At 69.8% G+C, this 25,895-nt stretch carries 24 protein-coding genes and 1 pseudogene; 13 read left to right on the top strand and 12 right to left on the bottom strand.

Features of this window, described 5'->3' with window-relative positions; translation table 11 throughout:
- Positions 1-77: 77 nt before the first annotated feature.
- The gene (locus ACYVO6_RS36480) at positions 78-443 is read right to left on the bottom strand and encodes a MazG-like family protein (protein ID WP_461068926.1); all 366 of its coding nucleotides are present in this window, start codon (positions 441-443) and stop codon (positions 78-80) included.
- Between the two features lie 84 nt (positions 444-527).
- Between ACYVO6_RS36480 and ACYVO6_RS36475 the strand changes: the two genes are divergently transcribed.
- Entirely contained in the window at positions 528-1,532 is a 1,005-nt protein-coding gene (locus ACYVO6_RS36475) for an aldo/keto reductase (protein ID WP_461068924.1), read from the top strand.
- Between the two features lie 263 nt (positions 1,533-1,795).
- On the opposite strand, the gene ACYVO6_RS36470 is transcribed toward ACYVO6_RS36475, so the two are convergent.
- Positions 1,796-2,566: an SDR family oxidoreductase gene (locus tag ACYVO6_RS36470; protein WP_461068922.1), complete on the bottom strand. Its 771-nt coding sequence runs from the start codon at positions 2,564-2,566 to the stop codon at positions 1,796-1,798.
- 133 nt (positions 2,567-2,699) lie between these two features.
- Between ACYVO6_RS36470 and ACYVO6_RS36465 the strand changes: the two genes are divergently transcribed.
- Entirely contained in the window at positions 2,700-4,361 is a 1,662-nt protein-coding gene (locus ACYVO6_RS36465; RefSeq protein ID WP_461068920.1) for an alkaline phosphatase D family protein, read from the top strand.
- On the opposite strand, the gene ACYVO6_RS36460 is transcribed toward ACYVO6_RS36465, so the two are convergent.
- Entirely contained in the window at positions 4,348-5,382 is a 1,035-nt protein-coding gene (locus ACYVO6_RS36460; protein WP_461068918.1) for a Gfo/Idh/MocA family protein, read from the bottom strand. The two genes, ACYVO6_RS36465 and ACYVO6_RS36460, sit on opposite strands and share 14 nt — an antisense overlap.
- Positions 5,383-5,471: 89 nt before the next feature.
- On the opposite strand from ACYVO6_RS36460, the gene ACYVO6_RS36455 reads away from it, so the two are divergent.
- Together ACYVO6_RS36455 and ACYVO6_RS36450 are read left to right on the top strand one after the other, a co-directional pair.
- Entirely contained in the window at positions 5,472-6,896 is a 1,425-nt protein-coding gene (locus ACYVO6_RS36455) for a Bcr/CflA family multidrug efflux MFS transporter (RefSeq protein ID WP_461068916.1), read from the top strand.
- Positions 6,897-6,907: 11 nt separating this feature from the next.
- Positions 6,908-8,029 carry a serine hydrolase domain-containing protein gene (locus tag ACYVO6_RS36450; RefSeq protein ID WP_461068928.1) on the top strand — a complete coding sequence of 374 codons (1,122 nt, stop codon included), beginning with the start codon at positions 6,908-6,910 and terminating at the stop codon, positions 8,027-8,029.
- A 205-nt stretch (positions 8,030-8,234) separates the two neighbouring features.
- Here the strand turns inward: ACYVO6_RS36450 and ACYVO6_RS36445 are convergent, their stop codons facing one another.
- Positions 8,235-8,534, bottom strand: coding sequence for a zinc-ribbon domain-containing protein (locus tag ACYVO6_RS36445; RefSeq protein ID WP_461068914.1), 300 nt, complete (start codon positions 8,532-8,534; stop codon positions 8,235-8,237).
- Positions 8,535-8,602: 68 nt separating this feature from the next.
- Here ACYVO6_RS36445 and ACYVO6_RS36440 point away from each other — a divergent pair, with 68 nt between their 5' ends.
- Positions 8,603-9,592: a small ribosomal subunit Rsm22 family protein gene (locus ACYVO6_RS36440; protein ID WP_461068912.1), complete on the top strand. Its 990-nt coding sequence runs from the start codon at positions 8,603-8,605 to the stop codon at positions 9,590-9,592.
- Between the two features lie 37 nt (positions 9,593-9,629).
- On the opposite strand, the gene ACYVO6_RS36435 is transcribed toward ACYVO6_RS36440, so the two are convergent.
- Positions 9,630-9,827 carry a DUF6243 family protein gene (locus ACYVO6_RS36435; protein ID WP_461068910.1) on the bottom strand — a complete coding sequence of 66 codons (198 nt, stop codon included), beginning with the start codon at positions 9,825-9,827 and terminating at the stop codon, positions 9,630-9,632.
- Between the two features lie 104 nt (positions 9,828-9,931).
- Here ACYVO6_RS36435 and ACYVO6_RS36430 point away from each other — a divergent pair, with 104 nt between their 5' ends.
- Together ACYVO6_RS36430 and ACYVO6_RS36425 are read left to right on the top strand one after the other, a co-directional pair.
- Positions 9,932-10,570 (top strand): TetR/AcrR family transcriptional regulator, encoded by a 639-nt coding sequence (locus ACYVO6_RS36430; RefSeq protein WP_461068908.1) that lies wholly within the window; start codon positions 9,932-9,934, stop codon positions 10,568-10,570.
- Positions 10,571-10,830: 260 nt separating this feature from the next.
- Positions 10,831-11,565 (top strand): bifunctional DNA primase/polymerase, encoded by a 735-nt coding sequence (locus ACYVO6_RS36425; protein ID WP_189321080.1) that lies wholly within the window; start codon positions 10,831-10,833, stop codon positions 11,563-11,565.
- A 115-nt stretch (positions 11,566-11,680) separates the two neighbouring features.
- Here the strand turns inward: ACYVO6_RS36425 and ACYVO6_RS36420 are convergent, their stop codons facing one another.
- The 4 genes from ACYVO6_RS36420 to ACYVO6_RS36405 all read right to left on the bottom strand — a co-directional run bounded on the left by ACYVO6_RS36420 (position 11,681) and on the right by ACYVO6_RS36405 (position 15,723).
- Positions 11,681-12,676 carry a hypothetical protein gene (locus ACYVO6_RS36420; RefSeq protein WP_461068906.1) on the bottom strand — a complete coding sequence of 332 codons (996 nt, stop codon included), beginning with the start codon at positions 12,674-12,676 and terminating at the stop codon, positions 11,681-11,683.
- A 73-nt stretch (positions 12,677-12,749) separates the two neighbouring features.
- Positions 12,750-13,592, bottom strand: coding sequence for a heme ABC transporter ATP-binding protein (locus ACYVO6_RS36415; protein ID WP_461068904.1), 843 nt, complete (start codon positions 13,590-13,592; stop codon positions 12,750-12,752).
- Positions 13,589-14,704 carry a FecCD family ABC transporter permease gene (locus ACYVO6_RS36410; protein WP_461068902.1) on the bottom strand — a complete coding sequence of 372 codons (1,116 nt, stop codon included), beginning with the start codon at positions 14,702-14,704 and terminating at the stop codon, positions 13,589-13,591. Before ACYVO6_RS36410 ends, ACYVO6_RS36415 begins: the two co-directional genes overlap by 4 nt.
- A complete protein-coding gene (locus ACYVO6_RS36405; RefSeq protein WP_461068900.1) occupies positions 14,701-15,723 on the bottom strand; it encodes a heme/hemin ABC transporter substrate-binding protein in 1,023 nt (340 codons plus the stop codon). Before ACYVO6_RS36405 ends, ACYVO6_RS36410 begins: the two co-directional genes overlap by 4 nt.
- A 90-nt stretch (positions 15,724-15,813) precedes the next feature.
- Here ACYVO6_RS36405 and ACYVO6_RS36400 point away from each other — a divergent pair, with 90 nt between their 5' ends.
- From ACYVO6_RS36400 to ACYVO6_RS36390, 3 genes are read left to right on the top strand one after another with little or no spacing between them, the layout of a single operon-like run.
- Positions 15,814-17,241: an HtaA domain-containing protein gene (locus ACYVO6_RS36400; RefSeq protein WP_461068898.1), complete on the top strand. Its 1,428-nt coding sequence runs from the start codon at positions 15,814-15,816 to the stop codon at positions 17,239-17,241.
- A gap of 14 nt (positions 17,242-17,255) precedes the next feature.
- Positions 17,256-18,749, top strand: a complete 1,494-nt coding sequence (locus tag ACYVO6_RS36395; RefSeq protein WP_461068896.1) for an HtaA domain-containing protein — start codon at positions 17,256-17,258, stop codon at positions 18,747-18,749.
- A 37-nt stretch (positions 18,750-18,786) separates the two neighbouring features.
- Positions 18,787-19,431, top strand: coding sequence for a PhzF family phenazine biosynthesis protein (locus ACYVO6_RS36390; RefSeq protein ID WP_461068894.1), 645 nt, complete (start codon positions 18,787-18,789; stop codon positions 19,429-19,431).
- Between the two features lie 201 nt (positions 19,432-19,632).
- Here the strand turns inward: ACYVO6_RS36390 and ACYVO6_RS36385 are convergent, their stop codons facing one another.
- Together ACYVO6_RS36385 and ACYVO6_RS36380 are read right to left on the bottom strand one after the other, a co-directional pair.
- Entirely contained in the window at positions 19,633-20,292 is a 660-nt protein-coding gene (locus ACYVO6_RS36385; RefSeq protein ID WP_461068892.1) for a biliverdin-producing heme oxygenase, read from the bottom strand.
- Positions 20,293-20,513: 221 nt separating this feature from the next.
- Positions 20,514-20,801 (bottom strand): annotated as a pseudogene (locus tag ACYVO6_RS36380) (transposase); the annotation flags it as partial.
- Positions 20,802-21,073: 272 nt separating this feature from the next.
- On the opposite strand from ACYVO6_RS36380, the gene ACYVO6_RS36375 reads away from it, so the two are divergent.
- The gene (locus ACYVO6_RS36375) at positions 21,074-23,101 is read left to right on the top strand and encodes a Tn3 family transposase (protein WP_461068890.1); all 2,028 of its coding nucleotides are present in this window, start codon (positions 21,074-21,076) and stop codon (positions 23,099-23,101) included.
- A gap of 95 nt (positions 23,102-23,196) precedes the next feature.
- On the opposite strand, the gene ACYVO6_RS36370 is transcribed toward ACYVO6_RS36375, so the two are convergent.
- On the bottom strand, positions 23,197-24,015 hold the full coding sequence (locus ACYVO6_RS36370) for a TetR/AcrR family transcriptional regulator (protein WP_461068888.1): 819 nt from the start codon (positions 24,013-24,015) through the stop codon (positions 23,197-23,199).
- Positions 24,016-24,101: 86 nt separating this feature from the next.
- Between ACYVO6_RS36370 and ACYVO6_RS36365 the strand changes: the two genes are divergently transcribed.
- Positions 24,102-25,043: an ATP-binding cassette domain-containing protein gene (locus ACYVO6_RS36365; protein WP_461068886.1), complete on the top strand. Its 942-nt coding sequence runs from the start codon at positions 24,102-24,104 to the stop codon at positions 25,041-25,043.
- A complete protein-coding gene (locus tag ACYVO6_RS36360; RefSeq protein WP_461068884.1) occupies positions 25,040-25,861 on the top strand; it encodes an ABC transporter permease in 822 nt (273 codons plus the stop codon). Before ACYVO6_RS36365 ends, ACYVO6_RS36360 begins: the two co-directional genes overlap by 4 nt.
- Positions 25,862-25,895: the final 34 nt, after the last annotated feature.

Raw genomic sequence — 25,895 nt, 5'->3', positions numbered from 1 at the left:
ACCCGACGCTCGGCGAGGCGGTCAAGGAGGCGGTCCACGGCCTCGCCGGCCACATGATCAACTTTTGAGGGCGGACGTCAGGGGAGCTGACCCGAGCCGAGCGAACGCTTCCGCACCTGCTCCAAGTGGGCCGTGAAGACCTCACGAGCGTCGGGTGTCAGCGTGCGCAGGGCGACGGCCGCCGTGATGATCACGTCGCACAGCTCCGACTGGACGTCGTCCCAGGTGTGGCTCGTGCCCTTGCGCGGGTTCTGCCCGGTGGCCCCGATGACCGCCTCGGCGACCTCGCCGACCTCCTCGGAGAGCTTCAACATCCGCAGGAGCAGGGCCTCTTGAGGAGGACGCGAGGGCTGCGCCCGTACAAGCCACTCCTGGAGGCGGCCCACCGTGTCCCACATGTCGTCGTACGTCGAAGGAGCCGCCGCTGCGTCCTGATCGCTCATGCCGGCCACCTTGCCATGCAAGGACAACAATTCCCGCGTCCACCCTTGCCTTCGCGTGCGCTCCAACTCCTAACGTTCGCAGGCATGGAGAGCATCGAGCACAGGATCGCACACAGGACACTGGGCCGCAGCGACATCGAGATCAGTGCTCTCGGCTTCGGGTGCTGGGCCATCGGCGGGGAGTGGCAGACCCCCGACGGGCAGCCCCTGGGCTGGGGCAAGGTCGACGACGAGGAGTCCGTACGGGCGATCCACCGCGCGCTCGACCTCGGCGTGACCTTCTTCGACACGGCGGACGCCTATGGCACCGGACACAGCGAGCGTCTGCTCGGCCGGGCCCTCGGCAAGCGCCGTACGGACGTCGTCGTCGCCACGAAGTGGGGCAACGTCTTCGACGAGGCGACCCGCACGGCGATCGGCCAGGACGACACACCCGCGTACGCCCGCAGGGCCCTGACCGCGTCCCTGAAGCGCCTCGGCACCGACTACATCGACCTCTATCAACTGCACATCTCCGACGCTGACTTGGGTCGAGCAGCCCAACTCCGCGACGCCTGCGAGGAGTTCGTACGCGAGGGACTCATCCGCGCGTACGCCTGGAGCACCGACGATCCGGAACGGGCCGCCGTTTTCGCGCAGGGGCGACACTGCGCGGCCGTGCAGCACCGCCTCAACGTGCTCCAGGACGCACCCGAAATGCTCGCGCTCTGCGAGGAGTCGGGGCTCGCGAGCATCAACCGCAGCCCGCTCGCCATGGGCTTGCTGACAGGTGGGCGGGCCGCCGGACAGCCCCTCGAAGCTGGCGACATCCGCAGTGCGCCGCCCGCCTGGCTGCCCGGCTTCTCGCGGGGCGAGGGCGCCGACCCGCAGTGGCTGCGCCGCGTCGACGCCCTGCGCTCCGTCCTCACCAGCGAGGGCCGTACGCCCGCCCAGGGTGCCCTCGCCTGGCTGTGGGCCCGTAGCCCGCGCACGATCCCCATCCCGGGCTTCCGCTCGGTCGCACAGGCCGAGGAGAACGCAGGGGCACTCTCCCAAGACCCGCTCACCGCAGAGCAGTTGACCGAGATCGAGGAAATCCTGACTCGCTGACCCATTTGCGTCACGGGAGCATCGGCGTGCATTGCGGGGCAGCCGTTCCGTAACCCGGGTCTTCCCGCGGTCCCGCGCGGGAGCCCACCCCATCCGTACGGCCCGGAACGGCTGCCCACCCCCTCCCCCCTGGAATGTGGATCAGGAAGCCTTGTGGTCCAAATGTGAAGCTCTGGTGGAGGGGTGTCGAGCATAAGCCCACCACCGGCAGAAATGCACCGGGTGTTTCCATTCCGATTGTGCAGATTCCGGTTATGGCGCGCTCATCCGCGACCGATGAACGGCATCGTCGTCGCGAGCACCGTCGCGAACTGCACGTTCGCCTCCAGCGGCAGCTCCGCCATGTGCCGCACTGTCCGGGCCACGTCCGCGACGTCCATCACGGGTTCCGGAACCACCTCGCCGTTCGCCTGCAGGGCTCCCGTCCGCATGCGCTCGGTCATGTCGGTCGCCGCGTTGCCGATGTCGATCTGACCGCAGGCGATCCGGTACGGACGGCCGTCCAGGGACAGTGACTTGGTCAGACCCGTCAGCGCGTGCTTGGTCGCCGTGTACGCCACCGAGTGCGGGCGGGGCGTATGCGCCGAGATCGAACCGTTGTTGATGATCCGGCCGCCCTGCGGGTCCTGCTCCTTCATCTGCCGGTACGCCGCCTGTGCGCACAGGAACGCGCCGTCGAGGTTGGTGGCGACGACGTGGCGCCAGGCGTCGTAGGGCAGTTCCTCGAACGGGACGCCGCCAGGACCGAACGTACCGGCGTTGTTGAAGAGCAGATCGAGCCGCCCGAACCGCTCCCGTACGGCGGCGAAGAGTCCGGCCACGTCATCGGGCTGTGAGACGTCGGCGCGTACGCAGAGGGAGGCGCCCTTCTCGGCCCGGGCCTCCGCCAGGGCTGTCGTCTCCTCCAGGGTCTGTGCGCGGCGGCCTGCCAGCGCCACGGACCAGCCGGTGCGCAGGAGTTCCACGGTCACGGCGCGGCCGATACCGGAGCCCGCCCCGGTGACCAGCGCGATCTTCGTTTCCTTGTCGTTCATGGGCTCGCAGCGTACGTGAGGGCCCGCCATGCGGAACTCATCCGTCCGACATCCCACTGTTGTGTACGCGACAGGCTGCCGTCGACCCCGGCCACTCCAATGCGTCGTACAACAACCGTCAGGGGAGGGCCAGATGACACCCGCAGCCCGTCAACTACCGCCGCAGGAAAGCGTTTCGCGGCACGCCCCCGAGCTTCGCGCCGCCGCCCGTCACCTCGGCCGGCGCCGCTTTCTCACCGTCACCGGCGCCGCCGCCGCGCTCGCCTTCGCCACCAACCTGCCGACCGCGGGCGTGGCCGGCGCCGCCGAACTCGACGCGGCGAAGATCACCGACGACCCCTTCACCCTCGGCGTCGGCTCCGGCGACCCGCAGCCCGGCTCCGTACTGCTGTGGACACGCCTCGCGCCGGCCCCGTTCGAGGCCGACTCCGGACTGCCCCGGCAACGCGTCCCCGTGCAGTGGGAGTTGGCCCACGACGCGAAGTTCAGCCGGATCGCCAGACGCGGTACGACCGCCGCCCACCCCGAGTTCCACCACGCCGTGCATGTCGAGGTGGCCGGCCTCGACCCCGACCGCACCTTCTACTACCGCTTCCGTACGGGCCGTTGGGTCAGTGAGACCGGCCGGACGCGCACCGCGCCCGCGACCGGCGCACGCGTCGCCGGCCTGACGCTGGCCGCCGTCTCCTGCCAGGCGTACCACGACGGCTACTGGACCGCGTACCAGCACCTGGCCGAGGACGACGTCGACATCGTTTTCCACCTCGGCGACTACCTCTACGAGTACGCCGTCAACTCCGTCGGCGGCGCCCGCAATTACACGGACCGCACGCTGCCCGCCGTCTTCAACCGCGAGACGGTCACGCTGGAGGACTACCGGCTGCGGTACGCCCTCTACAAGTCCGACCCGGATCTGCGGGCCGCACACGCCGCGCACCCCTTCGTGGTCACCTGGGACGACCACGAGACCGAGAACAACTACGCGGACGACATCCCCGAGAACGACGTACCGCCGGAGGAGTTCCTGCTGCGCCGCGCCGCCGCCTACCGCGCGTACTGGGAGAACCAGCCGCTGCGCCGTCCGCAGCAGCCGCAGGGTCCCGACATGCGGCTCTACCGGCGGCTGCGCTGGGGCCGGCTCGCGCAGTTCGACATCCTCGACACCCGGCAGTACCGCACCAACCAGGCCAACGGCGACGGCTGGAAGACGCCGACGCCCGAGTCCGAGGCCGAGTCGCAGACCCTGCCCGGCCTTGAGCAGGAGCGCTGGCTGACCGACGGCTGGCAGCAGTCGAACGCGCTGTGGAACGTCCTCCCGCAGCAGGTCGTCTTCGCCCGCCGCAACCACGCCACCCCCGGCAACACCACCCGCAGCATGGACTCCTGGGACGGCTACCCGGCCTCCCGCGAACGGCTCCTCAAGGGTGCCGAGGCGGCCGGCGTGGAGAACCTGATGGTGCTCACCGGCGACGTCCATGTGTCGTACGGCTTCGACATCAAGCGCGACTTCGACAACCAGAACTCCCGCACGATGGGTACGGAGATCGTCACCACGTCGATCAGCAGCGGGCAGAACGGGGCCGCGCAGCCGCCCAACTGGGCGGGGTACCTGGCCGCCAACCCGCACATGAAGCACTACAACGGCCAGCGCGGCTATGCGACCGTCGCCCTCGGCCAGGACGCGGCGCAGGTGGACTTCAAGACGGTGAACGCGGTGACGACGCCGGGGGCACCGATCACCACGGCCGCGTCCTTCGTGACCGAGGTGGGGGACCAGGGGCTCAAGCAGGGGTGAGGTCCTGCTGACCGAGCTCGCCGAGCTCTCCGGGATAGCGGACGCCGATGCGGTCCCGTACCGCGTCGAGCGTCCGCATCACGGCGAGGGTGCCGTCCAGCGGGACCAGGGGAGACTCGGTCTCGCCGGCGCGGAGGCAGCGCATGACCTCGACGGCCTCGTGTTTGAGGCTGGCCCGTGTCGCGTCGGCCGCGGTGAACTCCTCCGGGTCGCGGCCGTCGCGGTGCAGTACGAAGCGGTCGGCGTGGAAGAAGCCGTACGGGATGTCGATACGGCCCTGCGATCCGGTGACCGAGGCGGAGGTGGACGTGCCGCCGACGAGAGAGCAGTGCAACGAAGCGAGAGCACCGCTCTCCCAGGAGAGCAGCATTCCCGTCTGGAGATCGACGCTCTCGTCGGAGAGCGCCGCTCTCGCCGTCACTTCCGAGGGCTCCCCGAGGAGCAGGTGCGCGAACGACACCGGATACACGCCCAGATCGAGCAGCGCGCCACCACCCTGCGCCGGGTCACGCAGCCGGTGAGTGGGCGGGAAGGGGCCGGAAAGCCCGAAGTCGGCCTGCACCGTGCGGACTTCACCGATGGCGCCGTCGTCGACGAGTTCCTTGAGGCGCCGGATCAGCGGATTGCAGTACATCCACATGGCCTCCATCAGGAAGCTGCCGCGCTCCTTCGCGAGGGCGACCAGCTCCTCGGCCTCACGCGAGTTGAGCGTGAACGCCTTCTCGCACAGCACGTTGCGCCCCGCCTCCAGGCACAGCCCGGCCGCGGCCCGGTGCGCCGAGTGCGGCGTGGCGACGTACACCACATCCACGTCCTCGTCCGCCGCGAGGGCGCCCCAGTCGCCGTACGCCCTGGGTATCCCGAACCGGTCCGCGAACGCCTTCGCCGACTCCTCCGTCCGCGATGCCACCGCCACGACCTCCGCGTCCGGCAGATCCACCAGATCCGCCGTGAACGCCGCCGCGATCCCTCCGGTCGCCAGCACACCCCAGCGCACGCGTTCTGCAGCCACTTCCGCCATCCCCGAACCCTCGCTCCATGGATCTGTGATTCGCCAGCTTGTCCGAGCTGAGAGCATAGGTGGAAGGTTCAACCAGCAGGGAGGGGAACATGCCCGAGCAGGGCGGCGCAAGACGGGACGAGGACGGGCAGAGCAGCCAAGGGGGCGGGAAGGGTCACATACCGGGCGCGGCGATCGCTTCGGCTACGGGAGCGAGCGCCGCGGACGCGTCCCCTGTGGCCCCATCGAGTCCGGGCGTGCGGTCGCCGGGCGCCCGCCGCTCCGTAGGCCTGCTCGTCACGCTCATCCTCGGTGGCCTCACCGCCGTACCGCCGCTGTCCATGGACATGTACCTCCCGGCGCTCCCGGAGGTCACCGACTCGCTGCACGCGCCCGCGGCCACCGTGCAGTTGACGCTGACCGCGTGCCTCGCGGGGATGGCGCTCGGGCAGCTGGTTGTCGGGCCGATGAGCGACAAGTGGGGGCGCAGGCGGCCGTTGATGGTGGGGCTGCTGATCTACATCGTCGCCACCGCCGTCTGCGCGTTCGCGCCCACCATCGAACTCCTCGTCGCCTTCCGGCTGCTCCAGGGGCTCGCGGGCGCGGCCGGGATCGTGATCGCGCGGGCCGTCGTGCGCGATCTGTACGACGGCGTGGACATGGCGCGGTTCTTCTCCACGCTCATGCTGATCTCCGGAGTCGCCCCGATCATCGCGCCGCTCATCGGCGGGCAGGTGCTGCGGATCACCGACTGGCGCGGCGTCTTCTACATCCTGACCGCCGTCGGCGTCGTGCTGACCGTCGTCGTCTGGCGGCTGCTGCCCGAGACGCTCGCGCCCGAGCAACGCCACAGCGGCGGCGTCGCGGAGGCCCTGCGCACCATGCGCGGACTGCTCGCGGACCGTGTCTTCACCGGCTACATGCTCACCGGCGGCTTCGCCTTCGCCGCGCTCTTCGCGTACGTCTCGGCCTCGCCGTTCGTGATCCAGGAGATCTACGGCGCCTCTCCGCAGACGTTCAGTATCCTCTTCGGCGTCAACTCGGTCGGCCTTGTGCTGGTCGGCCAGATCAACGGCAAGGTCCTCGTCGGCCGGGTCAGCATGGACAAGGTGCTCGCGGTCGGCCTCGCGATCATCACCGCCGCGTCGGCCGCGCTGTTGCTGATGGCGGCGGGAGTCTTCGGCGAGGTGGGCCTCGTACCGATCTCCGTCGGCCTGTTCGTGCTGATGTCCGCGATGAGCCTGAGCCTGCCCAACACCAACGCCCTCGCCCTCATGCGCACCCCGCACGCCGCGGGCTCCGCATCCGCCCTGCTCGGTACCTCCTCCTTCCTCGTCGGCGCGATCGCCACACCCCTCGTGGGCATCGCCGGGGAACACACGGCCGTCCCGATGGCCGTCGTCCAACTGGCCTGCGCACTGGTGGCCGTGGGCTGCTTCATGGGACTGTGCCGTCCCTGGCAGCGACGCGCGGACGCGAAGGGTGGGGGTTCCCCCTTTTCGAGCGCAGCCGAGAAAAAGGGAGCAGACAGCTGAGCGCACCGAGACTGCGCCCCGGCACACCGGAACGTGCCGGGCTCGATCCCGATGAACTGGCTCAACTCGTACGGGAGGTCCGCGCACTCACCAGCGGGGACCCGCCCTGGGCCGCCGGCGCCGTGGTGATCGCCGGACGCGGCCCCGTGATCGCCGTCGAGGAGGCGGCGGGCTGGGCGGTGCGGTACGCCGCCTACGACGAGGGCACCGGCCGCGGCCTCGAACTGCCGCGCAGCGCATGGGTGCCGGCGAGTGTGCACACGCCCTTCGACCTCGCGTCTCTCACCAAGCTCTTCACGAGCGTCGCCGCCGTCCAGCAGCTGGAACGCGGCACGCTCGGCATCGACGCGCGCGTGGCGGCGTACCTCCCGGACTTCGCGGCCGCGGCCGAACACGGCGTCACCGTACGGCAGTTACTCACCCACACCTCCGGGCTGCGCCCCGAACTCCCGCTGTACGACTGCCGCAGCGACGCGGCACGGCTCGAGCTGCTGCGGGCGGAGGAGCCGGTGTCGGAGCCGGGCGGCACGTACGCATACTCCGACCTCAACATGCTCCTCCTCCAGCACGTCCTGGAGCGGATCACCGGGCGCCCGCTCGACGTCCTCGTACGGGAGGGGATCACCCGGCCGCTCGGGATGACGGCGACAGGTTTCGGGCCGTGCCCGGGTGCGGCGGCCACCGAGGACCAGCGAAGACCCTGGGCCAAGGCGGACCGCGGCATGCTGCGTGGCGTGGTCCACGACGAGAACGCCTGGTCCCTCGGCGGCGTCGCCGGCCACGCCGGCCTCTTCTCGACGGCCCGCGACCTGGCGGTCTTCTGCCGCACGCTGCTCGCGGGCGGCTCGTACGGTACGGCCCGCATCCTCGGCCACGACTATGTCGAGCTGCTGTTCACCCCGCCGGGCCTGGGCTTCGCGCTCGACCAGCCTTGGTTCATGGGGGAGTTGGCGGGGCGGGGGGCGGCGGGGCACACGGGCTTCACGGGTACGTCGCTGGTGCTGGACCCGGCAACGGACACGTTCCTGGTACTGCTGACGAACGCGGTGCATCCGCGACGACGCCCCGTCCCGGACAACGGCCCGCGAGCCGCGGCGGGGACGCGGCTCGCGGGGGCGGTGCGGGGGATGTGAGGGGTGGGGGGCATGGCTGTTGCGCGAAATTGTGACACTTGCACGTGCAAGTGTCACAATTTCGCGCAACAGCCCCGTGGGTGAGCGGTGATCTGGGTGAGAGTGGCGCTCGCGGGGTGAGCGGTGCTCTCGTGCGTAAGCGGTGCTCTTGACGGCGAGCGGCGCTCTCGTGTGCGAGCCACGCTCTGATCAGTGAGCGGCGCTCTCAGGACTGGTACGGCTGCTGCTGTTGCGGCTGCCCCTGTCCGTACGCCTGGCCGCCGGGCCCGTGCGTGCCCTGTGCCTGTAGTTGCTCCGCCTGCTCCTTGGTGATCTTCGTCTCCGCGCCGCAGAAGGTGCACTGCGTCATGTACTTCGTCGAGAACGGGAACAGCGGCACGAAGAACAGGGTGAACTTCGTGACGCGTTTCTTGAGCGTGTGCGCGGCTGGGTTGCCGCATTGGCCGCACATCAGCGTCAGTATCGCGAGTTGGTAGAGGTATCCCTTGGTGCCAAAGATGATCATACGTCGGTCCTTCCCGGACTGCTCTCGGTCGTCGTCGTGGTGCCTGGCCTCAACCCTAGAATCACCTTGTGAACGTCCCACTGTCCCCTGATGACTCCCTGCGTGCCGCCCTGGCCGGGCTGGTCGACGGGCTGCCACCGAAGACGGCCGCGCAGGCGGTCGAGCGACTGATCATGAACTATCGGGGACGGACGCCGACGGATGCGCCGGTGTTGCGGGATCGTTCGGATGTGGTCGCGTATGCGGCGTACCGGATGCCGGCGACGTTCGAGGCGGTGTGCGCGGCGCTGGAGGCCTTCGCGGAGGCGGTGCCCGGGTGGGTACCCGCAGGTCATGTGGACGTCGGGGGCGGGACAGGGGCGGCGACCTGGGCCGTCAGCGCCACCTGGGCGGGGGAGCGGGCGGTCACCGTGCTCGACTGGGCCGAGCCCGCGCTGGCGCTCGGGCGCGAAATCGCCGCCGCCAACCCTGAGTTGAAGGCCGCCGAGTGGCAGCGCTCTCGTATTGGAGCGGCGCTCACGATCGAGAGCACTGATCTCGTGACCGTCTCGTACGTCCTCGGCGAGCTGACCGAGGCCGACCGTGCCGCCGTCGTCGACACCGCCGCGGCCTCCGGCCAGGCCGTCGTGATCGTCGAGCCCGGCACCCCCGACGGATACACCCGCATCATCGAGGCCCGCGACCGCCTCATCGACGCCGGCTTCCACATCGCGGCCCCCTGCCCCCACAGCGCGACCTGCCCCATCGTCCCAGGCCAGGACTGGTGCCACTTCTCCGCCCGGGTCAGCCGTTCCTCCCTGCACCGTCAGGTCAAGGGCGGCTCCCTGCCATACGAGGACGAGAAGTTCAGCTACGTCGCCGCCACGCGCTTCCCGGTGACGCCGGCCCCCTCCCGCGTGGTCCGGCGGCCGCAGATCCGTAAGGGGCAGGTCCTCCTCGACCTGTGCGAGACCGAGGAGTACCTGCATCGTGAAACGGTGACCAAGCGTCATGGTCCGCTCTACCGGGCGGCCCGCAACGCGGACTGGGGCGATGCGTGGCCCCCTGCGGGCGCGTAGCTCCTGCCTCCCGCCGCCATACGTTCATGAAGTCAGGTCAGTTCGCCTCCTCCTCGGAGGTGTCCCGTGCCGCGCGTTCTTCCTGGAGCTTGCGCAGCAGCTCCCGTTTCTGGGCCTGCGGGTCGACTCGTCCGCCGGTTCGGGCGCCACGGTCGTCGCCGCGTAGGGCCTTGCGGCTGAGCTTGCTGCGGGTGCCGCCTACTCCGAGCATGTTTCCGGATCCGGATCGGGTCATGCCTGGTCTCCTCTCAAGAGGTGCAACGGAACGTTTCGTCTCGTTGTCACGCTCATCACTGTCTGGCGAGACGGGGCGTCTTGTCAACCTGATAAATTCGACGCATGGCCAAGAAGCCCGCCCCCGACAAGCCCGCTCCCGACTCCACCCGCCGCAGCGAGAAGTCCCGCCGCGCGATCTACGACGCCGCCCTCTCCCTCGTCGGCGAGGTCGGCTACCCCAAGACCACCATCGAAGGCATCGCCGCCCGCGCAGGAGTCGGCAAGCAGACGATCTACCGCTGGTGGCCGTCGAAGGCCGACGTGCTGCTCGAAGCCTTTCTCGATCTGAGTGAGCAGGCCTCGGAGCTGGCCGTGAAGGAAGGGCAGGAGCCCTTCGAGTTCCCGGACACCGGTGACCTTGCGGCCGACCTCAAGTTCGTGCTGCGTGCCACCGTCGACGAACTGCTCGACCCCAGGTTCGAGGTGCCGGCCCGCGCGCTGACCGCCGAGGGTGTCGTCAACGAGCAGCTCGGCGCCGTGTTCGTGGCCAAGCTCCTCGAACCCTCGCTCCAGCTCTACGTCCACCGCCTGCGCTCCGCTCAGGACAAGGGGGATGTACGCCCCGAAATCGACCCGCGCATCGCCCTGGAGCTCTTCGTCTCGCCCCTCGCCCAGCGCTGGCTCCAGCGCACGGGTCCGATCTCGTACGAGTACGTCGACACCCTCGTCGACTACGCCCTCCACGGCCTCGCCCCGCGCTGAGCGATGCACTGCGCGCCGCACTGATCGGCACGCTGAGCGGCGCGTTGAGCTCCGATTGTGACCAGGGTGACATTGAAGGCACGTAGATGAGGCGCGTAAATGCCTTCAAAGTGCGCGATAGCGCCCGATCCCTGTGTCGCGCACGCATCGCCCCACCCACCCCAGGACGGGTGCTTCGGCACCCCGTGCCGCACGATGGTGGGACCATGAGGCATGCTGTCCGCAACACGCTGTCCGCACAACAGCGAGGCGAGGGATAGATGAGCGCAGAGTTCGGCCGCCGTTCGGGCGGGCAGGGCAGGATCTCCCAGTGGCTGCGCGGCCGCCGACGTCCCTCGATGACCGACGCCGCCGACGACACCAGCCGTGAGGATCTGCTCCTCGCCGCCGCTCGCGCCGGGCTGCCGCTCGCGCCTGCCGCCCACCCCTCTGGCTACCGGTGCTCCTGCGACCGCGTCGGCTGTCCCACCCCCGCCCGGCATCCCGTGTCGTTCGCCTGGCAGACCCAGTCCACGACCGACCGCGCGCAGATCGAGCGGTGGGCCCGGCATCAGCCGCAGGCCAATTTCATCACCGCGACGGGCATGGTCCACGACGTACTCGACGTACCCCTGGACGCCGGCCGCAAGGCCCTGGAGCGGCTGCTCGCCTCCGGCATCGACGTCGGACCCGTCGCCGAGTCCGGCGGCGACCGGATGCTCTTCTTCACGGCGACCCGCGGTACGCCCGAGGAGGAGGACGAGTGGTGGCCCTGCGAGCTGGACTGCCACCCCGAGACGATGGACGAGCACCCCGGGCTGCGGTGGCACTGCCGTGGGTCGTACGTCCTCGTGCCGCCCGCGCAGCTTCCCGGTGACCTGACGGTCGCCTGGGTACGCGGGCCCGAACACCCGCTCCCGGACCCGCTGACGCTGCTTGAGTTCCTCACGGACGAGTGTGCGCGGTTCGCTGGCGCTGAGCCTGAGCAGTTGGCGGCGTGGCCCCTGCGGGGCTGACGCCGCGCGCTCCGCGGGGGCTCGTGATTTATCTGCGGGTTCGTTGTGGCTTGTCGCGCAGTTCCCCGCGCCCCTGAAGGGGCGCTGCCCGCACCCCCGGCTTCCAAAGGAAGCCTTACTCCCCCTTCGCCCCCGTAAGCCCCTGAATCCTCGCCAAGAACTCCACCTTCTGGTCCGCCGAGCCCGGCCCCGGATCCAGTACCGCCTGGTTCGACACCGACTCCAGCGTGATCGACTGCTTGGCCTCGCCCGTCATCAGGGCCTTCACGTTGGCGTCGGAGACGTTCAGCGGGACGCCCTGGGCCGCCGTCTGCTTCTCGTAGTGGCGGGTGGTGAAGAAGACCAGTGCGCTGCCGTCCGTGGTGCGCAGGCCGACGGGGGCGTAGTCGCCGGAGGTCAGCGGCTCGTCGAGGTACTGGCGGACCAGACCCGGTTTCTCCGCGTTCTCCTCGCGGGCGGTCCGCCACGCGGAGGTGTGCGTGCCCGGAGCGAAGGCGGCGCCGCCCTCCTGCAGATACGTCGCGTACGTCTTGGCGAGGTCCTGCGGCGGTACGGCCAGATCCGCGGCGTTCGCGGTGACGGGCTCGGCCCAGCCGTCCTTGTCCTTCTTGAACTCCGGTACGTCGTCGGTGGCGAGGATCGTCAGATACGAGACCTCCCACACCTCGTCCGCGCCACCCCGGGTGAAGACCAGCAGCCAACGGGTATTCTCGGAGCCCTTGTTGGCCTTCGAGTCGGCGACGAACCAGCGCGGCCAGCCTGCCTTCTTGGGGATGGTGAACTCGGTGTCCGTCAACTTCAGCGGCGCATAGTCGGGATTGCCGCCCGGCTGGTTCTTCGCGCCCGCCCTGAGCTTGGCGCCGTCGATGTCGGCGAGGGGGCCGGTGACCCGATCGGCGTCCAGGGCCTGGTCGTTGGCCGCGTTGGCGTCGTTGTAGGCGGTCGTGAAGTCCTTGAGGGCACGCGCGGCCTCGGCCTTTGTGGCTCCCGGGAGGATCTCCCGCTCCCCGTGCACCACCATGCACCCGCTCGCCGTCACCGACAGCACGGTGACCACTGCCGCCGACGTGGTCAGCCGGCCCAGCCTGCGAAGTGTCTGCGGCGTCTTCATCGGATCGTCCTCACCTACCCCTTCCCGGAGGCGAACCCTATCGGGGCCGGGAAACGCGCCGCACACGGGAGGGTCACGAACCCCGGCGAGGAGTGATGAGAACCTCCCCGCTGCGCGGATGCGGGAAGACCTCGACGGGCTGTCGGTAGACGTCCGACAGCAGCCGGTCCGTGAAGATCTCGGCCGGCGGCCCGTCGGCCACAGCCCGCCCGGCGGACAGGATCACCACCCGGTGCGCGTACGCCGCCGCCAGCCCCAGATCGTGCAGCACGACGACCACCGCGTCCCCGGCCAGGGCCCGTTCCCGGCAGATCCGCAGCACCAGCTCCTGGTGGCGCAGGTCCAGTGCGGCCGTCGGCTCGTCGAGCAGCAGCAGCGAGGTGCGCTGGGCGAGCACCCGGGCGAGCGCGACCCTGGCCCGCTCGCCGCCGCTGAGCGCCGAGAAGGGGCGGGCCGCGAAGTCCAACGTCTCGGTCGCCGCCATGGCCGCGGCCACCGCCGGGTCGTCCTCGTCCTCCAGTGGCGTACCGGCCCAGGGCGCCCGGCCCATCCGTACGACCTCCTCGACCGTGAACGGGAAGGAGAGCGTCGCGGACTGCGGCAACACGGCGCGGCGCAGGGCGAGTTCATGCGCCGACCAGTCGGCCGCCGGGCGGCCGTGGACCCGTACGAGCCCTGCCGCGGCCGGGAGATCAGCCGCCAGCGTGCTCAAAAGCGTTGACTTTCCTGCCCCGTTGGGGCCGACCAGGGCCAGTATTTCGCCCGCGCGGGCCGTGACGTCCACGCCGGACAGCACCTCGCGGGTGCCGAGCCGGACGTGCAGGGCCTCGGCCTCGGCGAGTACGTCGCCGGGGTGTACGGCGGCGGGAGGCGTGGGCCTCGCGCCGGGCAACCGGAGCCACTTCATGCCGTTCATGCCCAACCCCCTTGCCTGCGGCGGGTCCTGCGCAACAGCCAGAAGAAGAACGGGCTGCCGAACAGCGCGGTCAGCACCCCGAGCGGCAGCTCGGCGGGCTCGGCGACGGTACGGGCCGCGAGATCGCCCGCGAGCAGCACCACCGCACCGCCGAGCGCGCTGCCCGGGAGGAGGAAACGGTGGCCGGGGCCGGCCGCCATCCGCAGCAGATGCGGGATGACCAGGCCCACGAAGCCGATGATCCCGGAGACCGACACCGCGGCGGCCGTCAGCAGCGCGATGACCAGGACGAGGACGATCCGCAGCCGTTCGACGTCCACGCCCAGATGCCGGGCCGGGCGTTCACCGAGGGAGAGGAGGTCCAATTTCCGTGCGTACAGCGGCGCGACGGCCAGTCCGAGGGCCGCGCACGGCAGCACCGCGAGCACCTTCGGCCAGGTCGCCGCGGAGAGCGAGCCGAGCTGCCAGAAGGTGATCTGGTTCACCGCCGCCGTGTCCGCGAAGAAGATGAACAGGCCGATCAGCGCGCCCGTGAAGGCGTTCACCGCGATACCCGTGAGGATCAGCGTCACCACTTCCGTACGGCCGCCCGAGCGCGACATCGCGTACACCAGCAGGACCGTGCCGAGGCCTGTCACGAAGGCGAAGGCCGGGATGGTCCAGTTGCCGAGGAAGTTCAGGCCGAGCGAGATCGCGGCGACCGCGCCGACCGCCGCGCCCGAGGAGACCCCGATGACGCCCGGTTCCGCGAGGGGGTTGCCGAACACGCCCTGCATCAGCGCGCCCGCGCAGCCCAGCGAGGCGCCGATGAGCAGAGCGAGGACGATGCGCGGGAAGCGGACGTTCCAGAGGACGGATTCGGGGACGCGCGAGAGTTCGCTGCCGCCGAGACCCGCGCGGTGGGCGATGGAGGTGAGGACGTCGCCGGGGGAGATGTCGTACGCGCCGAGCCCCGCGGAGGTGAGGGTGAGCAGGGCGAGGAAGGAGGTCATGGCGGCGGTGAGGAGCCAGGGCGTGCCGCGGCGGGGTCTTGCGGGGAGGTCGCCGGCGGGCGGCGCCTCATGGGCCGGAGCCTCGGCCCCGGGTACCGCGCCCTTGTCCGTCACGGTCACTCGGCGTCCCCGTACAACTGACCGACCAGCGACTTCAGTACCTCATCCGTACGCGGCCCGTAGTTGAGGAGTACGCCGTCCTCGATCGAGACGACCCGTCGCTCCATGCCGGCCGGGGTCTGCGCGACACCGGGGATCTTCACGAGCCCGTCGATGCCGCCGACGGATTCGAGGCCCTTGGACATCACGAGGATCGCGTCGGGCGCGGCCTGCGCGAGAGCCTCCGTGGTGATCGCCGTGAAGTCCTTCTCAAGGCCCGACTCGGCCCCGGCGTCCACCGCTCCCGCCGCTTCGAGCAGTGAGGTGGCGCCCGATCCCTTGCCGCCGATCAGATAGACGGAGGCGGAGCCGCGGAGGTAGAGGAACGCGACGCGCGGCTTGTCGCCGTCCGGAACTTCCTTGCGTACGGCGGCGATTCGCTGCTCGGAGCGCTGCGCCAGCTCCTCCCCGGCGGCCGGTACGCCGAGGGCGCCGGCCACCGCCTCGATCCGCGGGCCCACGTCGTCGAGGCCCTTGGCGGGGGCGACGACCAGGATGGGGATGCCCGCGTCGCGGATCTGGTCCATGGCCTCGTCGGGGCCGGTGGTCGACTCGGCGAGCACGAGGTCGGGCTTGAGGGACAGGACGCTCTCGGCGGAGACGTCGTGGTTACGGGTGACCACCGGCAGCTTCTCCGCCTGCTCGAAGGTGGCGGTGATGTCGCGGGCGACGACGCTCTTGCCGAGGCCGAGGGTGAAGACGATCTCGCTGAGGCTGCCGGAGAGCGGAACGACGCGCTGTGCCTTCCGGACGGTGATGCTCTTGCCGTCGGCGGAGCGGATGGTGACGGGCAGTTGGGGTTTCGGGGTGTCCTTGAGCGGCTCGACCCGATTGGCAGCCTTCTCAACCTGCTCTGATTCTTTGGCAGTTGGCGTGCCTGAGCCCTCTGCGGAGCCTGAGCATCCGGCGAGAGTGAGGGCGAGGGCGGACAGCAGCGCGCCCGCCATTTTTGTGCGCAAGCGTTGCACGGTCCTCTTCATTCCTCTCCGTCCACTTCCAACACCTGACCGGAAAGCTTAGGTTAGCCTTACCTTTGCCCGCTACCGGCAGTCGCACCCGGAGGACTTTCCATGCCCGCGCGCCTACGTGCCCTGATCACCGTGCTGTGCGCCGCCGTTCTCGGAGCCCTGCTCCCGGCCGGGTCCGCCCACGCGGAGAGCCGTGCCGTGCAGGGCGGCCGGCTCGACTGGGGCATCAAGTCCTCCTTCCAGAGCTATGTCACCGGGCCCATCGCGAACGGGAGTTTCTCGCTCACGGGCGGCGCGGCCACGGCCGGCGCCAGCCAGTTCCGCTTCCACTCGGCGACGGGGACGTACGACGGTTCTTCCGGCGCCTTCAACTCCTCCTTCTCCGGCGGAGTCCACTTCGTCGGGCACAAGAAGGACGACGGAACCAACCAGCTCGACCTCACGATCAGTCGACCCACCGTCCGTATCTCCGGCAACAGCGGCACGCTCTACGTCGACATCGTCAGCAAGGCCATGGGCACCGGCAGGGTCACGACGTCCTCGCAGGTGCCCTTCGCCTCCCTCGCCCTCGGCGGGATCGACATGAAGGGCGGCGGCAACGCCGTCCAACTCAACAACCTGCCCGCCACGTTGACCGCCGAGGGCGCCAAGTCCTTTGCCGGGTACTACGAAGCGGGCACGGCCCTCGACCCGGTGAGCCTCTCCGCCGACGTGCAGGCAGCCGCCGCGAAGCCGTCCGCCACCCCCTCCCCGACCAAGTCGAAGCCCAAGTCCGAGGAGACGCAGGGCACTTCGGGCGCGATCAAGGACGGGGCCGTCGACTGGGGCGTACGCCGGACCTTCCGCGAGTACGTCACCGGGGACATCGCCCAGGGCGAATGGGAACTCAGCGGCGGCGCCCAGGACGGCGGCGCGCTCTACCGCTTCCCCGAAGGATCCGGGACGTACGACGAGAAGAAGCAGACCCTCGACGCGTCGTTCACCGGAGCGGTGCGCTTCACCGGAGAACACGGCCTTGACCTGCGGCTCAGCGCGGTCAAGGCAACCGTCGCGGACGGCAAGGGCACGCTCTACGCCGACGTGACAGGCCCCGAGCTGGAAGAGAAGAAGGTCCCGCTGGTCACCTTCGAGGCCAAGGACTTCAAGCCCAAGGACGGCCTCGCCGCGCTGACGGAGGCGCCCGCGAAGCTGACCGCCGAGGGCGCGAAGGCCTTCGGCGGGATGTACAAGGCGGGCACGGACATGGACCCCGTCTCCCTCGCCGTCGCCCTGACCGACAGCGCCCAGCTTCCCGCGCTGCCCGACCTGGGCAGTGCGGAGTCGGCCACACCCGAGGCCTCGCCGAAGGCCGACGCGGCCCAGGAGTCCGCGGAGCCCAAGACCGAGGCCACGGCGAGCAGTTCGGACGTGCCCGTGCTGCCGATCGGCCTTGCGGTGGGTTCGCTGCTCGCGGTGGGCGCCGCCTTCATGATCGTACGAGGGCGTCGTACGCGACCGGCGTCCGACGCCGACACAGGAGAAAACTCATGAGGAGACCCGAGCCCATGGCAGCCAATCGCCGCCGCCCCATAGCCCTCGCGGGTGCCGTAGCGACCGCGCTCGCCTTCGGCGCCACCGCTCTCGCCGCGACGTCCGCGTCCGCCGCCGAAGTCCCGCTCAAAGACTACGAGTTGACGTGGGGCATCAAGGAGTCGTACCGCAACTACGTGACCGGGATGGCGGCCGGCACCTTCACGCCCGCGGACGGTGCGAAGCAGGCGACGGGCAACGGGGCGTTCACCTTCGTGGAGGGCACCGGCACCTATGACGACCAGGCCCACACGGTCGACCTGGGCTTCAAGGGCAGCCTGAAGATCGAGTCCAAGGCGCACGGCTTCGAACTCACCCTGTCCGACGTGAAGTTCGACAGCAAGGACGCCGTGATCACCGCGGACGTGACGAAGGGCACCGCGACCACGCAGGACGTACCGCTCGCCGACGTCACCGTCACCCGCGACATGAAGAACATGGCGACCAAGCTGACGAAGGAGGCGGCGGACACCTTCGGCAGCGCGAGCTACACGGGCGCGGCCGGAGACCCGCTGACGGTCGAGGACAAGGGCACGACGACGCCGCCCACGGACGACCCGACCACGCCTCCTACGGACGACCCGACCACGCCGCCCACGACGTCTCCCTCGGACCCGCCCACGGCCGGCAACCCCACGTCGCCGACGACCACGCCGCCCGCGGACACCCCGCCCTCCGCCGCCCCCACGAAGGGCGACATCGCGGACGGCACCCTCGGCTGGGGCGTGAAGCAGTCCTTCCGTGCGTACGTCGTGGGCAGCATCGCCAAGGGCGAGATCACCGTCTCCGGCGGCGCGACGCAGGCCTCCGGCAACGGGGCTTTCACCTTCGTCGACGGCTCCGGCACGTACGACACCGAGGCCGACACCCTCTCCGCCGCCTTCAAGGGGTCCGTGAACTTCAAGGGTCATGAGGAGAACGGGACGTACGGACTCGACCTCACCCTCAGCGACCTCAAGGCGAAGATCGACGGCGACTCCGGCACGCTGACCGCCGACGTGAACAGCCTCGGCGAGAAGTCCGACGACGTGGTCCTCGCCGACCTTCAGCCAGGGTCGGCGGACCTGGTCGCCGAGGACGACGTCATCACGCTGTCGGACGTCACCGCCAAGATCACGGCGGCGGGAGCGGACGCCTTCGGCGGCTTCTACCAGCCCGGCGACGAACTCGACCCGGTGGACCTCTCGGTGGCCCTGTCGGCGGACGCCGAACTTCCGCCGACCGATGACCCGGGCGCTTCCGCCACCCCGTCCTCCGGCACCGGCTCGGGCACGAGCGGCGGCACGGGCGCGGGCACGACGGGCTCCACCGCGGGCGGCACCACCGGCGGCGGCGTAACAGGCGGCCTGGCGGCCACCGGCTCCTCCGTCCCGGTCGGCGCCCTCGGTGCGGTGGCCGCCGTGACGGTCGCGGCGGGTGCGGGCGTGGTCTTCGCGGTACGTCGCCGGCGGGCCGGGGAGCAGGGCTGATCCGTAGCCGGCCGCGGGTTGATGCTTGAATGCCCGCGTGACTGATTACGACGTGCTGCGTGTCTTCTGCGGGCCTGGTGGGGGACACGGAAACGCCCTGGCGGTCGTGCGTGACGGCACCCTGATGCCGGAACGCGACGACCGCCAGGCCTTCGCGGCCCAACTCGGCTTCAGCGAAACGGTGTTCGTCGATGACCCCGAGCGCGGGGTCATCGACATCTACACGCCCAGCGCACGGCTGCCCTTCGCCGGATACCCCTGCGTCGGCACGGCCTGGCTGCTCGACGTGCCCGAACTCGTCACTCCGGCGGGCGTGGTGGGCGCACGCCTCGACGGCGAGTTCAGCTGGATCGAGGCGCGGCCCGAGTGGGCTCTGCCGCGTACGTTGCGTCGGTATGGGTCGGCCGCCGAGGTCGACGCGCTGGAGGTGCCCCCGCCAGGGGAGTGGCTCTACGCCTGGGCTTGGCAGGACGAGGCGGCGGGCCGTGTCCGCGCTCGTGGCTTCCCGGGGCGCGGCGACGGCATAGAGGAGGACGAGGCAACAGGCGCGGCAGCCCTCCAACTCACAGCCCAACTGGGCCGCGCCCTGAACATCACCCAGGGCGCAGGCTCACAGATCCTGACGGCACCACAGCCGGAGGGGTGGGTCGAGGTGGGCGGCAGGGTGTTCCTGGAGCACTGAGGGTTACGGGTGCCCCGGAAGGGGCGTAGCCCCTCGGGGGCGCGGGGCTGTGACATATGCGGCTCCGCCGCGATGGGGGTCCCCCCGCTCTGGGGGTCCCCCAGGCCCTTAAGGCACTGGGGGAGAAGCCGAGAGTGGGGGAGCGACCAGCCACAACGAACCCGCAGCTTCAGAACCGCCCCCAGCGGAGCGCTCACGCGCTCACGCGCTGACTCGGAACTCCTCACCCAGCGCGAAAAAGACCGCGGTGTTAAGCGCGAACGCCCGCTTGCACTCCGCGACGATCCGCTGCTTCTCCAGGTCGTCCGCCAGGACACCGTCGAGCAGCTCGCGATAACTCCGCTTGAACGCCGCCGGGTTGGTGATCTGCTCGAAGACGTAGAACCTCACCCCGTCGCCCTTGCGCGCGAAGCCCCACGTCTTCTCCGCCTTGCCGCGGATGATCTGGCCGCCGGAGAGATCGCCGAGGTAGCGGGTGTAGTGGTGGGCGATGTAGCCGGCGGGCCAGGTGAGTGCGCATTCCGTGACGCGCTGCGCGTACTCCTCCGTCGCGGGCAGCGCCGTGAGGCCGGCTCGCCAGTCGGGGCCGCGCAGGTGCGCCAGGTCCTGCTCGAGCGAAGCGAGTCGTAGCAGTTCGGGCTGGATGAAGGGACCGGCCACCGGGTCGCTCGACAGGTGCTCCGCACCCTTCTCCAGCGCCCGGTACACGAACCACAGCTGCTCGGTGTAGCGCGCGTACGCGTCCACGCCGAGCCGGCCGCCGAGCAGGTCGCTCATGAACGTTGACGTCTCCGCCTCCACGTGCTGCTCGTGGGACGCGGTACGGATGAGCGTCGAGAACGGTGTACTCGACGAGTTCATGTGGACCTCCGAGGCCGAAGGGGAGACGAGAGCCGGGCTCATCTTCTATGGTTAGGCTTACCTAAGTCAACAGATTTCCCGACGCCCTGTCGGTAAAACCCTACCCCGAATCACCGTCACACCCACATGCTGGACCCACATGAAAAAGCCGCCCGCTCCCGGGGGAGGGAGCGGGCGGCTCTGGCACCGTGACGCGGTGCGGTTAAGGGCTGTTCTGCAAATCATGCGTAGTCGATCTTGAGGTTGTGGAACACGGCGACGGCGCGGGCGATGGCGTGTTCGGCCCGCGCCCTGCGCTTGGCGAACGACTTGCTCTTGTTCCGGCTGGTGATGATCTCCGGTGCGCTGCGGTAGGCGCCGTCCCCGATCAACAGCCGGTGCCCGGCAGCCTGGTTGGCCATGGCCGCACGGAAGACGACGATGTCGTTGCGGTTGCCTGGCCAGGAGTCGCCGACGGCGATTACGCGCCGGTCCTTGGCGCGGATGGTGACCTGCACGTTGACCGACCGCCGGTAGTTCTTGGAGCAGGCCCGTCACCGGGTGATCCTCCACGGGGATCAAGGTCCCGTCCACCACCCCTAGATCAGCCCGGCTTCCTTCGGGCGGTCCGAGGAGCCGGGCGATCACGGGTGTGGGGCGGTCGATGACGGCCCCGAAGTCCTAGCCCAGACACCAGGGAACAGGTAACCCGCCAGTAGGTTCCGGGGCCCGTTTCTCGGTGGCGGGACGCCTCGTTGGACTGTCCGGGTGAATGCCCGGGAGGTCGACGACAAGGGGCGGTGTGCGACAGGAGTGGTCGCCGGAAGAGCTGTTGGCGAGCTGGACGCTGGTGGAGGGCGACTGGAAGCTCGTGGCCAACAAGACCGGGGCGACAAGGCTCGGCTTCTGCGTGATGTTGAAGTTCTTCGAGATCGAGGCCCGGTTCCCGGAGTTCGTCGAGGAGTTCCCCCAGCCCGCGGTGGAGTACGTCGCCGGTCTGGTGAAGGTGCCGGCGTCGGAGCTTGCGAAGTACGACCTGACGGGCGCGAAGCGGCACCGTAAGCAGATCCGCGAGGCCCTGGGGTTCAGGCCGTCGACGGTCGCGGACGAGAAGGCACTGGCCGAGTGGATGGCCACGGAAGTCTGTCCGGTCGAGCTGGTGGAGGACCGGCAGCGCGAGGCCCTGCTGGTGGAGTGCCGGGCGCGGAAGATCGAGCCGCCGGGCCCGACCCGGGTCGAGAAGGTGCTGGTCGCGGCGCGGGGCAAGTGGGAGAAGGCGTTCTGTACCCGCACCATCAACCGCCTGGGCGAGGCGTGCGCGGCCCGGCTGCTGGCCCTGGTGGCCGAGGACAACGACGCGGGCACTGCACTGCTGGCCTCGCTCAAGCGTGACCCGGGGGCGGTGGGTCTGGACTCGCTGCTGACGGAGATCACCAAACTGACCGGCGTACGGAAACTCGGGCTCCCGGACGGGCTGTTCGCGGACTGCTCGGAGAAGTTGGTGGCCGCGTGGCGAGCGCGCGCGATCAAGATGTACCCCTCGGACTTCCGCGACACCACCGAGAACGTACGGATCACCCTGCTCGCGGTGCTGTGCTCCTCCCGTCAGGCGGAGATCACCGATGCTCTGGTCGACCTGCTGATTGCCCTGGTCCACAAGATCAACGCTCGTGCTGAGCGGCGAGTGGAGAAGCAGCTCACCGCCGAGTTGAAGAAGGTCCGCGGCAAGGAGGGCATCCTCTTCAAACTGGCGGAGGCCGCGGTCGGCAAGCCGGACGACATCGTACGCAGGGCCCTGTACCCGGTGGTCGGGGAGAAGACGCTGCGCGAGCTGGTGGCCGAGGCCAAGGCGAACGAGAAGGTCTTCAAGGCCAAGGTCCGCACCACCCTGCGATCCTCGTACTGCCGGCAGATGCTGCCGCCGCTGCTGAACACGCTCGGCTTCAAGTGCAACAACACCGCCTACCGGCCGGTGATGGACGCGATGAAGCTGCTGAAGAAGTACGCCGACGTCGGCGGCAAGACCCGCTTCTACGACGCCACGGATGTCGTGCCGATGGACGGCGTGGTGCGCAAGGACTGGCGCGAGGCGGTCGTCGGGTTCGCCTTCACCGAGCTGCTCAACTTCCGCCTGCTGCCCCGGCTGAAGAACATCGGCAGCATCCGCCTGTACCGCCCCGACGACACCCCGCCGGGCTGGCCCGTCCTCGGCGCCTCCCTGACGCGGCCGATCCGCTGGGAGCTGATCGAGCAGCAGTACGACCAGATGGTCAAGTACGCCACCGCGCTCCGCCTCGGCACGGCGGAGGCCGAGCAGGTCCTGCGGCGCTTCACCCGCGGCGGCCCCAAACACCCCACCTACCAGGCCCTCGAAGAACTCGGCCGCGCGGTCCGCACGGTCTTCGCCTGCGACTACTTGGCCAGCCCCGGCCTGCGCCGCGAGATCCACGGCGGGCTCCAGGTCGTGGAGAACTGGAACAGCGCCAACACCGTGCTCCACTACGGCAAGGACGGCGCCCTGACCGGCCCGGACAAGGAGCACGCCGAGACCTCGATGCTTGCCCTGCACCTGCTCCAATCCGCGCTCGTGCACGTCAACACCCTGCTGGTGCAGCAGGTCCTGGCCGAACCGGCCTGGGCGAAGAAGCTGAGCGACGAGGACCGGCGCGGCCTGACCGCGCTGTTCTGGTCCAACGTCAACCCGTACGGCACCTTCCGCTTGGATATGGACAAGCGGCTCGACCTCGGGTCGGCTGTCGCCGTGCCCGGCCCTCGCGCTGCGGCGGACTTCGTCGGTATCCAGGTTCTTTCAACAACAAAATCGACGTGAAGTCGTCGACGAGGACGGGCGAAGGACCGCGGTGGCGGTACTGCAACCTCGGAGAACGTCGGTACAACCGTGGTATTCAGGCATAACTTGTGCGTCTATTTCGCTCTTGATGCCCTCTCGGATGGTCGACTACGAGCCTGTCCTGGCCCGTCCTGTTCTTCCCGCCCCTCTCGGTGCGCCGACATCGGAGACTCGGCCGTTGATGGGAGGGCCGCGGCGATGCAGTCGAGGACGCGCTGGAGCCCGTGCCGGAACTGGTCTTCGCGGCTCAGGTGCGGCTGGCGCGCCTCCATCACGATCTTGGTGAAGATCGGGTACTCCCCGCTCTTCACCAGCCGGTCGATGTACGGGTAGCTCCGCGCCATCCATTCCGACTCGCTGAGCCCGCTGCGGCGGACTTCCCTGGCCGTGCTGATCTCCTCGCGGACGGTGCTTTCGACGTGGCTGTTCAGCAGGGCCACGAGGCCGAGGTTCTCGTCGATGGAGACGAAGGCGTCGAGCACCCCCATCAGCCGTTCGACCAAGAGCAGTTGGTTGGGGCCAAAGCTGGGGAGGGAGCGCTGCACGGTGGCGATCCACGGGTGCCTCATCCACATGGTCCGCAGTCCGTCGGCGTAGCGGGTCAGGTCGGCGCGCCAGTCGCCTGAGGGCATTGCCGTAACGTCGATCTCGCCCATCACCTGGTCGGCCATGAGCTCGACCAGGTCCTCGCGGCTCGGGACGTACCGGTAGAGGGACATCACGCCGGCACCGATCTCAGCGGCGATCCGCCGCATGGTGGCGGCCTCCAGCCCCTCGGCGTCGGCGATCCGGACGGCCGCCTCGGTGATCTTCGCGCGGCTGTAGACCGGCGTCGGCCCGTAGGCGGAGCGCTCGGGCCGCATCCAGATGCTCACGTACTCGGCTTCGGTCACCGTTCCACCTCCTTGGTTGCGTACATAGTACCCAGTCGCTTAGCGTGTCCGCCGAGACCGCGTACAAGGTACTCAGTGGAGGGGTTATGCCTGATCCGATCGTGGTCGCCGAAGGGCTGCACAAGGCCTTCGGCGACACCCACGCCCTGCGGGGTCTGGACCTGAGCGTCCCGAGAGGAACGGTCTGCGGCGTGCTGGGGCCGAACGGCGCGGGCAAGACGACCGCGGTGCGCATCCTGGCGACCTTGTCCGATCCCGATGCCGGGCACGCCCGCATCGCCGGACACGACGTCGTCCGCGAGGCCGGCAAGGTGCGCGCCAGGATCGGCCTCGCGGGCCAGCACGCCGCCGTGGACGAGAAGCTCACCGGCCGCGGCAACCTGCGCATGTTCGCGCGCCTGTCCCATCTGTCCCGGCGCGACGCGCGCCGACGGGCCGACGAGCTGCTCGAACGCTTCGATCTGATGGACGCCGCCGACCGGCAGGTCGCCGGCTACTCCGGCGGCATGCGCCGCCGCCTCGACCTGATCACCAGCCTCATCCTGCGCCCCGAGGTGCTCTTCCTGGACGAGCCGACCACCGGTCTTGACCCGCGCAGCCGCGGCGAGATCTGGGACAGCATCCGCGAGCTGGTGGCGGACGGCACCACGGTGCTGCTCACCACGCAGTACCTGGACGAGGCCGACCAGCTGGCCGACGACATCGCCGTCGTCGACCACGGACAGGTGATCGCCACGGGCACCCCCGACGAGCTGAAGGCCACGATCGGCGACCGCCTCGACGTCGAACTCGAAGACCCCGCCGCCCTGGACACGGCAGCGACCGTGCTGAAAACCCTGGCCGGAACCGATCCCACGGTGACCGCCGACCGGCTCAGCGTCGCCCTGCCGGGCGGCGGCTTCCGGCTCTTCGACGTCATGCGCGAGCTCGACCGCGCCGGGGTCGCCGCGGCTGACGTGCGGCTGCGCCGCCCCACGCTCGACGAGGTGTTCCTGCGCCTCACCGACCGGAAGGAACTGGTCCGATGACCGACCTCGCCCCGCCGCTGGGCCACCGCCTGCGGTGGACGTTCACCGACGGGCTGACCCTGGTCGGCCGCGAGCTGGGACGGCTGCGGCACGCACCCGGCGAAATCGTCGCGGCGCTGATCTTCCCGGCCGTCATGGTCGTGCTGTTCGGATACGTCTTCGGTAGCGCGATCCAGGTGCCGGACGGCGGCGATTACCGCGAGTACCTCATGCCCGGCCTGTTCGCGATGGTGACCTTCTCCGCATGGCTGGGGGTCATGACGCGAACGGCCGCCGACGCTTCCCGCGGCGTGATGGACCGGTTCCGCTCCATGCCGATGGCACGTCTGGCGGTGCCGTTCGGGCAGACCGGCGCCGACCTGCTGACCGGTCTGCTGATGCTCGCCATGATGGTGGGCACGGGCCTGCTGGTGGGCTGGCAGCCGCACCGCGGCCTGATCCCCACCGTCCAGGCGTTCCTGCTGATGATCGTGCTGCGGTACGCGCTGAGCTGGGTGGGCGTCTATGTGGGTCTCGCGGTGAAGAACGACCAGGTCGCCGACGCGATGGTGCCGCTGGGCCTGCCGTTCACGATGCTGTCGAACGCGTTCGTCCCGACCGACGGGATGCCGGGCTGGCTGCGCTTCCTGGCCGACTGGAACCCGGTGAGCGCGCTCACCGCCGCCTCACGGGACCTGTTCGGCAACCCGGGCGCCCCGTCCGGAGACGTGGCCTGGCCACTCGAACATCCGGTGACCACCGTCCTGCTCTGGTCGGCCGCCCTGCTGGTGATCTTCGTTCCGCTGTCGCTCCGCGCCTACTCGCGCGAAGGACGCTGAACGCTCCAGGTATCTGCCCCGCAGGCCGCGCGCC

Source organism: Streptomyces pseudoechinosporeus (assembly GCF_054783935.1).
Note: the sequence above shows the minus strand (reverse complement) of the source record. Positions and strands in the feature narration are given on the sequence as shown.

What these genes read in the sequence shown, in the direction of transcription:
- ACYVO6_RS36480 (WP_461068926.1), bottom strand. Translation starts at nt 443, where the DNA reads ATGAGCGATCAGGACGCAGCGGCGGCTCCTTCGACGTACGACGACATG.
- ACYVO6_RS36475 (WP_461068924.1), top strand. Translation starts at nt 528, where the DNA reads ATGGAGAGCATCGAGCACAGGATCGCACACAGGACACTGGGCCGCAGC.
- ACYVO6_RS36470 (WP_461068922.1), bottom strand. Translation starts at nt 2,566, where the DNA reads ATGAACGACAAGGAAACGAAGATCGCGCTGGTCACCGGGGCGGGCTCC.
- ACYVO6_RS36465 (WP_461068920.1), top strand. Translation starts at nt 2,700, where the DNA reads ATGACACCCGCAGCCCGTCAACTACCGCCGCAGGAAAGCGTTTCGCGG.
- ACYVO6_RS36460 (WP_461068918.1), bottom strand. Translation starts at nt 5,382, where the DNA reads ATGGCGGAAGTGGCTGCAGAACGCGTGCGCTGGGGTGTGCTGGCGACC.
- ACYVO6_RS36455 (WP_461068916.1), top strand. Translation starts at nt 5,472, where the DNA reads ATGCCCGAGCAGGGCGGCGCAAGACGGGACGAGGACGGGCAGAGCAGC.
- ACYVO6_RS36445 (WP_461068914.1), bottom strand. Translation starts at nt 8,534, where the DNA reads ATGATCATCTTTGGCACCAAGGGATACCTCTACCAACTCGCGATACTG.
- ACYVO6_RS36435 (WP_461068910.1), bottom strand. Translation starts at nt 9,827, where the DNA reads ATGACCCGATCCGGATCCGGAAACATGCTCGGAGTAGGCGGCACCCGC.
- ACYVO6_RS36430 (WP_461068908.1), top strand. Translation starts at nt 9,932, where the DNA reads ATGGCCAAGAAGCCCGCCCCCGACAAGCCCGCTCCCGACTCCACCCGC.
- ACYVO6_RS36425 (WP_189321080.1), top strand. Translation starts at nt 10,831, where the DNA reads ATGAGCGCAGAGTTCGGCCGCCGTTCGGGCGGGCAGGGCAGGATCTCC.
- ACYVO6_RS36420 (WP_461068906.1), bottom strand. Translation starts at nt 12,676, where the DNA reads ATGAAGACGCCGCAGACACTTCGCAGGCTGGGCCGGCTGACCACGTCG.
- ACYVO6_RS36415 (WP_461068904.1), bottom strand. Translation starts at nt 13,592, where the DNA reads ATGAACGGCATGAAGTGGCTCCGGTTGCCCGGCGCGAGGCCCACGCCT.
- ACYVO6_RS36405 (WP_461068900.1), bottom strand. Translation starts at nt 15,723, where the DNA reads ATGAAGAGGACCGTGCAACGCTTGCGCACAAAAATGGCGGGCGCGCTG.
- ACYVO6_RS36400 (WP_461068898.1), top strand. Translation starts at nt 15,814, where the DNA reads ATGCCCGCGCGCCTACGTGCCCTGATCACCGTGCTGTGCGCCGCCGTT.
- ACYVO6_RS36395 (WP_461068896.1), top strand. Translation starts at nt 17,256, where the DNA reads ATGGCAGCCAATCGCCGCCGCCCCATAGCCCTCGCGGGTGCCGTAGCG.
- ACYVO6_RS36385 (WP_461068892.1), bottom strand. Translation starts at nt 20,292, where the DNA reads ATGAACTCGTCGAGTACACCGTTCTCGACGCTCATCCGTACCGCGTCC.
- ACYVO6_RS36365 (WP_461068886.1), top strand. Translation starts at nt 24,102, where the DNA reads ATGCCTGATCCGATCGTGGTCGCCGAAGGGCTGCACAAGGCCTTCGGC.
- ACYVO6_RS36360 (WP_461068884.1), top strand. Translation starts at nt 25,040, where the DNA reads ATGACCGACCTCGCCCCGCCGCTGGGCCACCGCCTGCGGTGGACGTTC.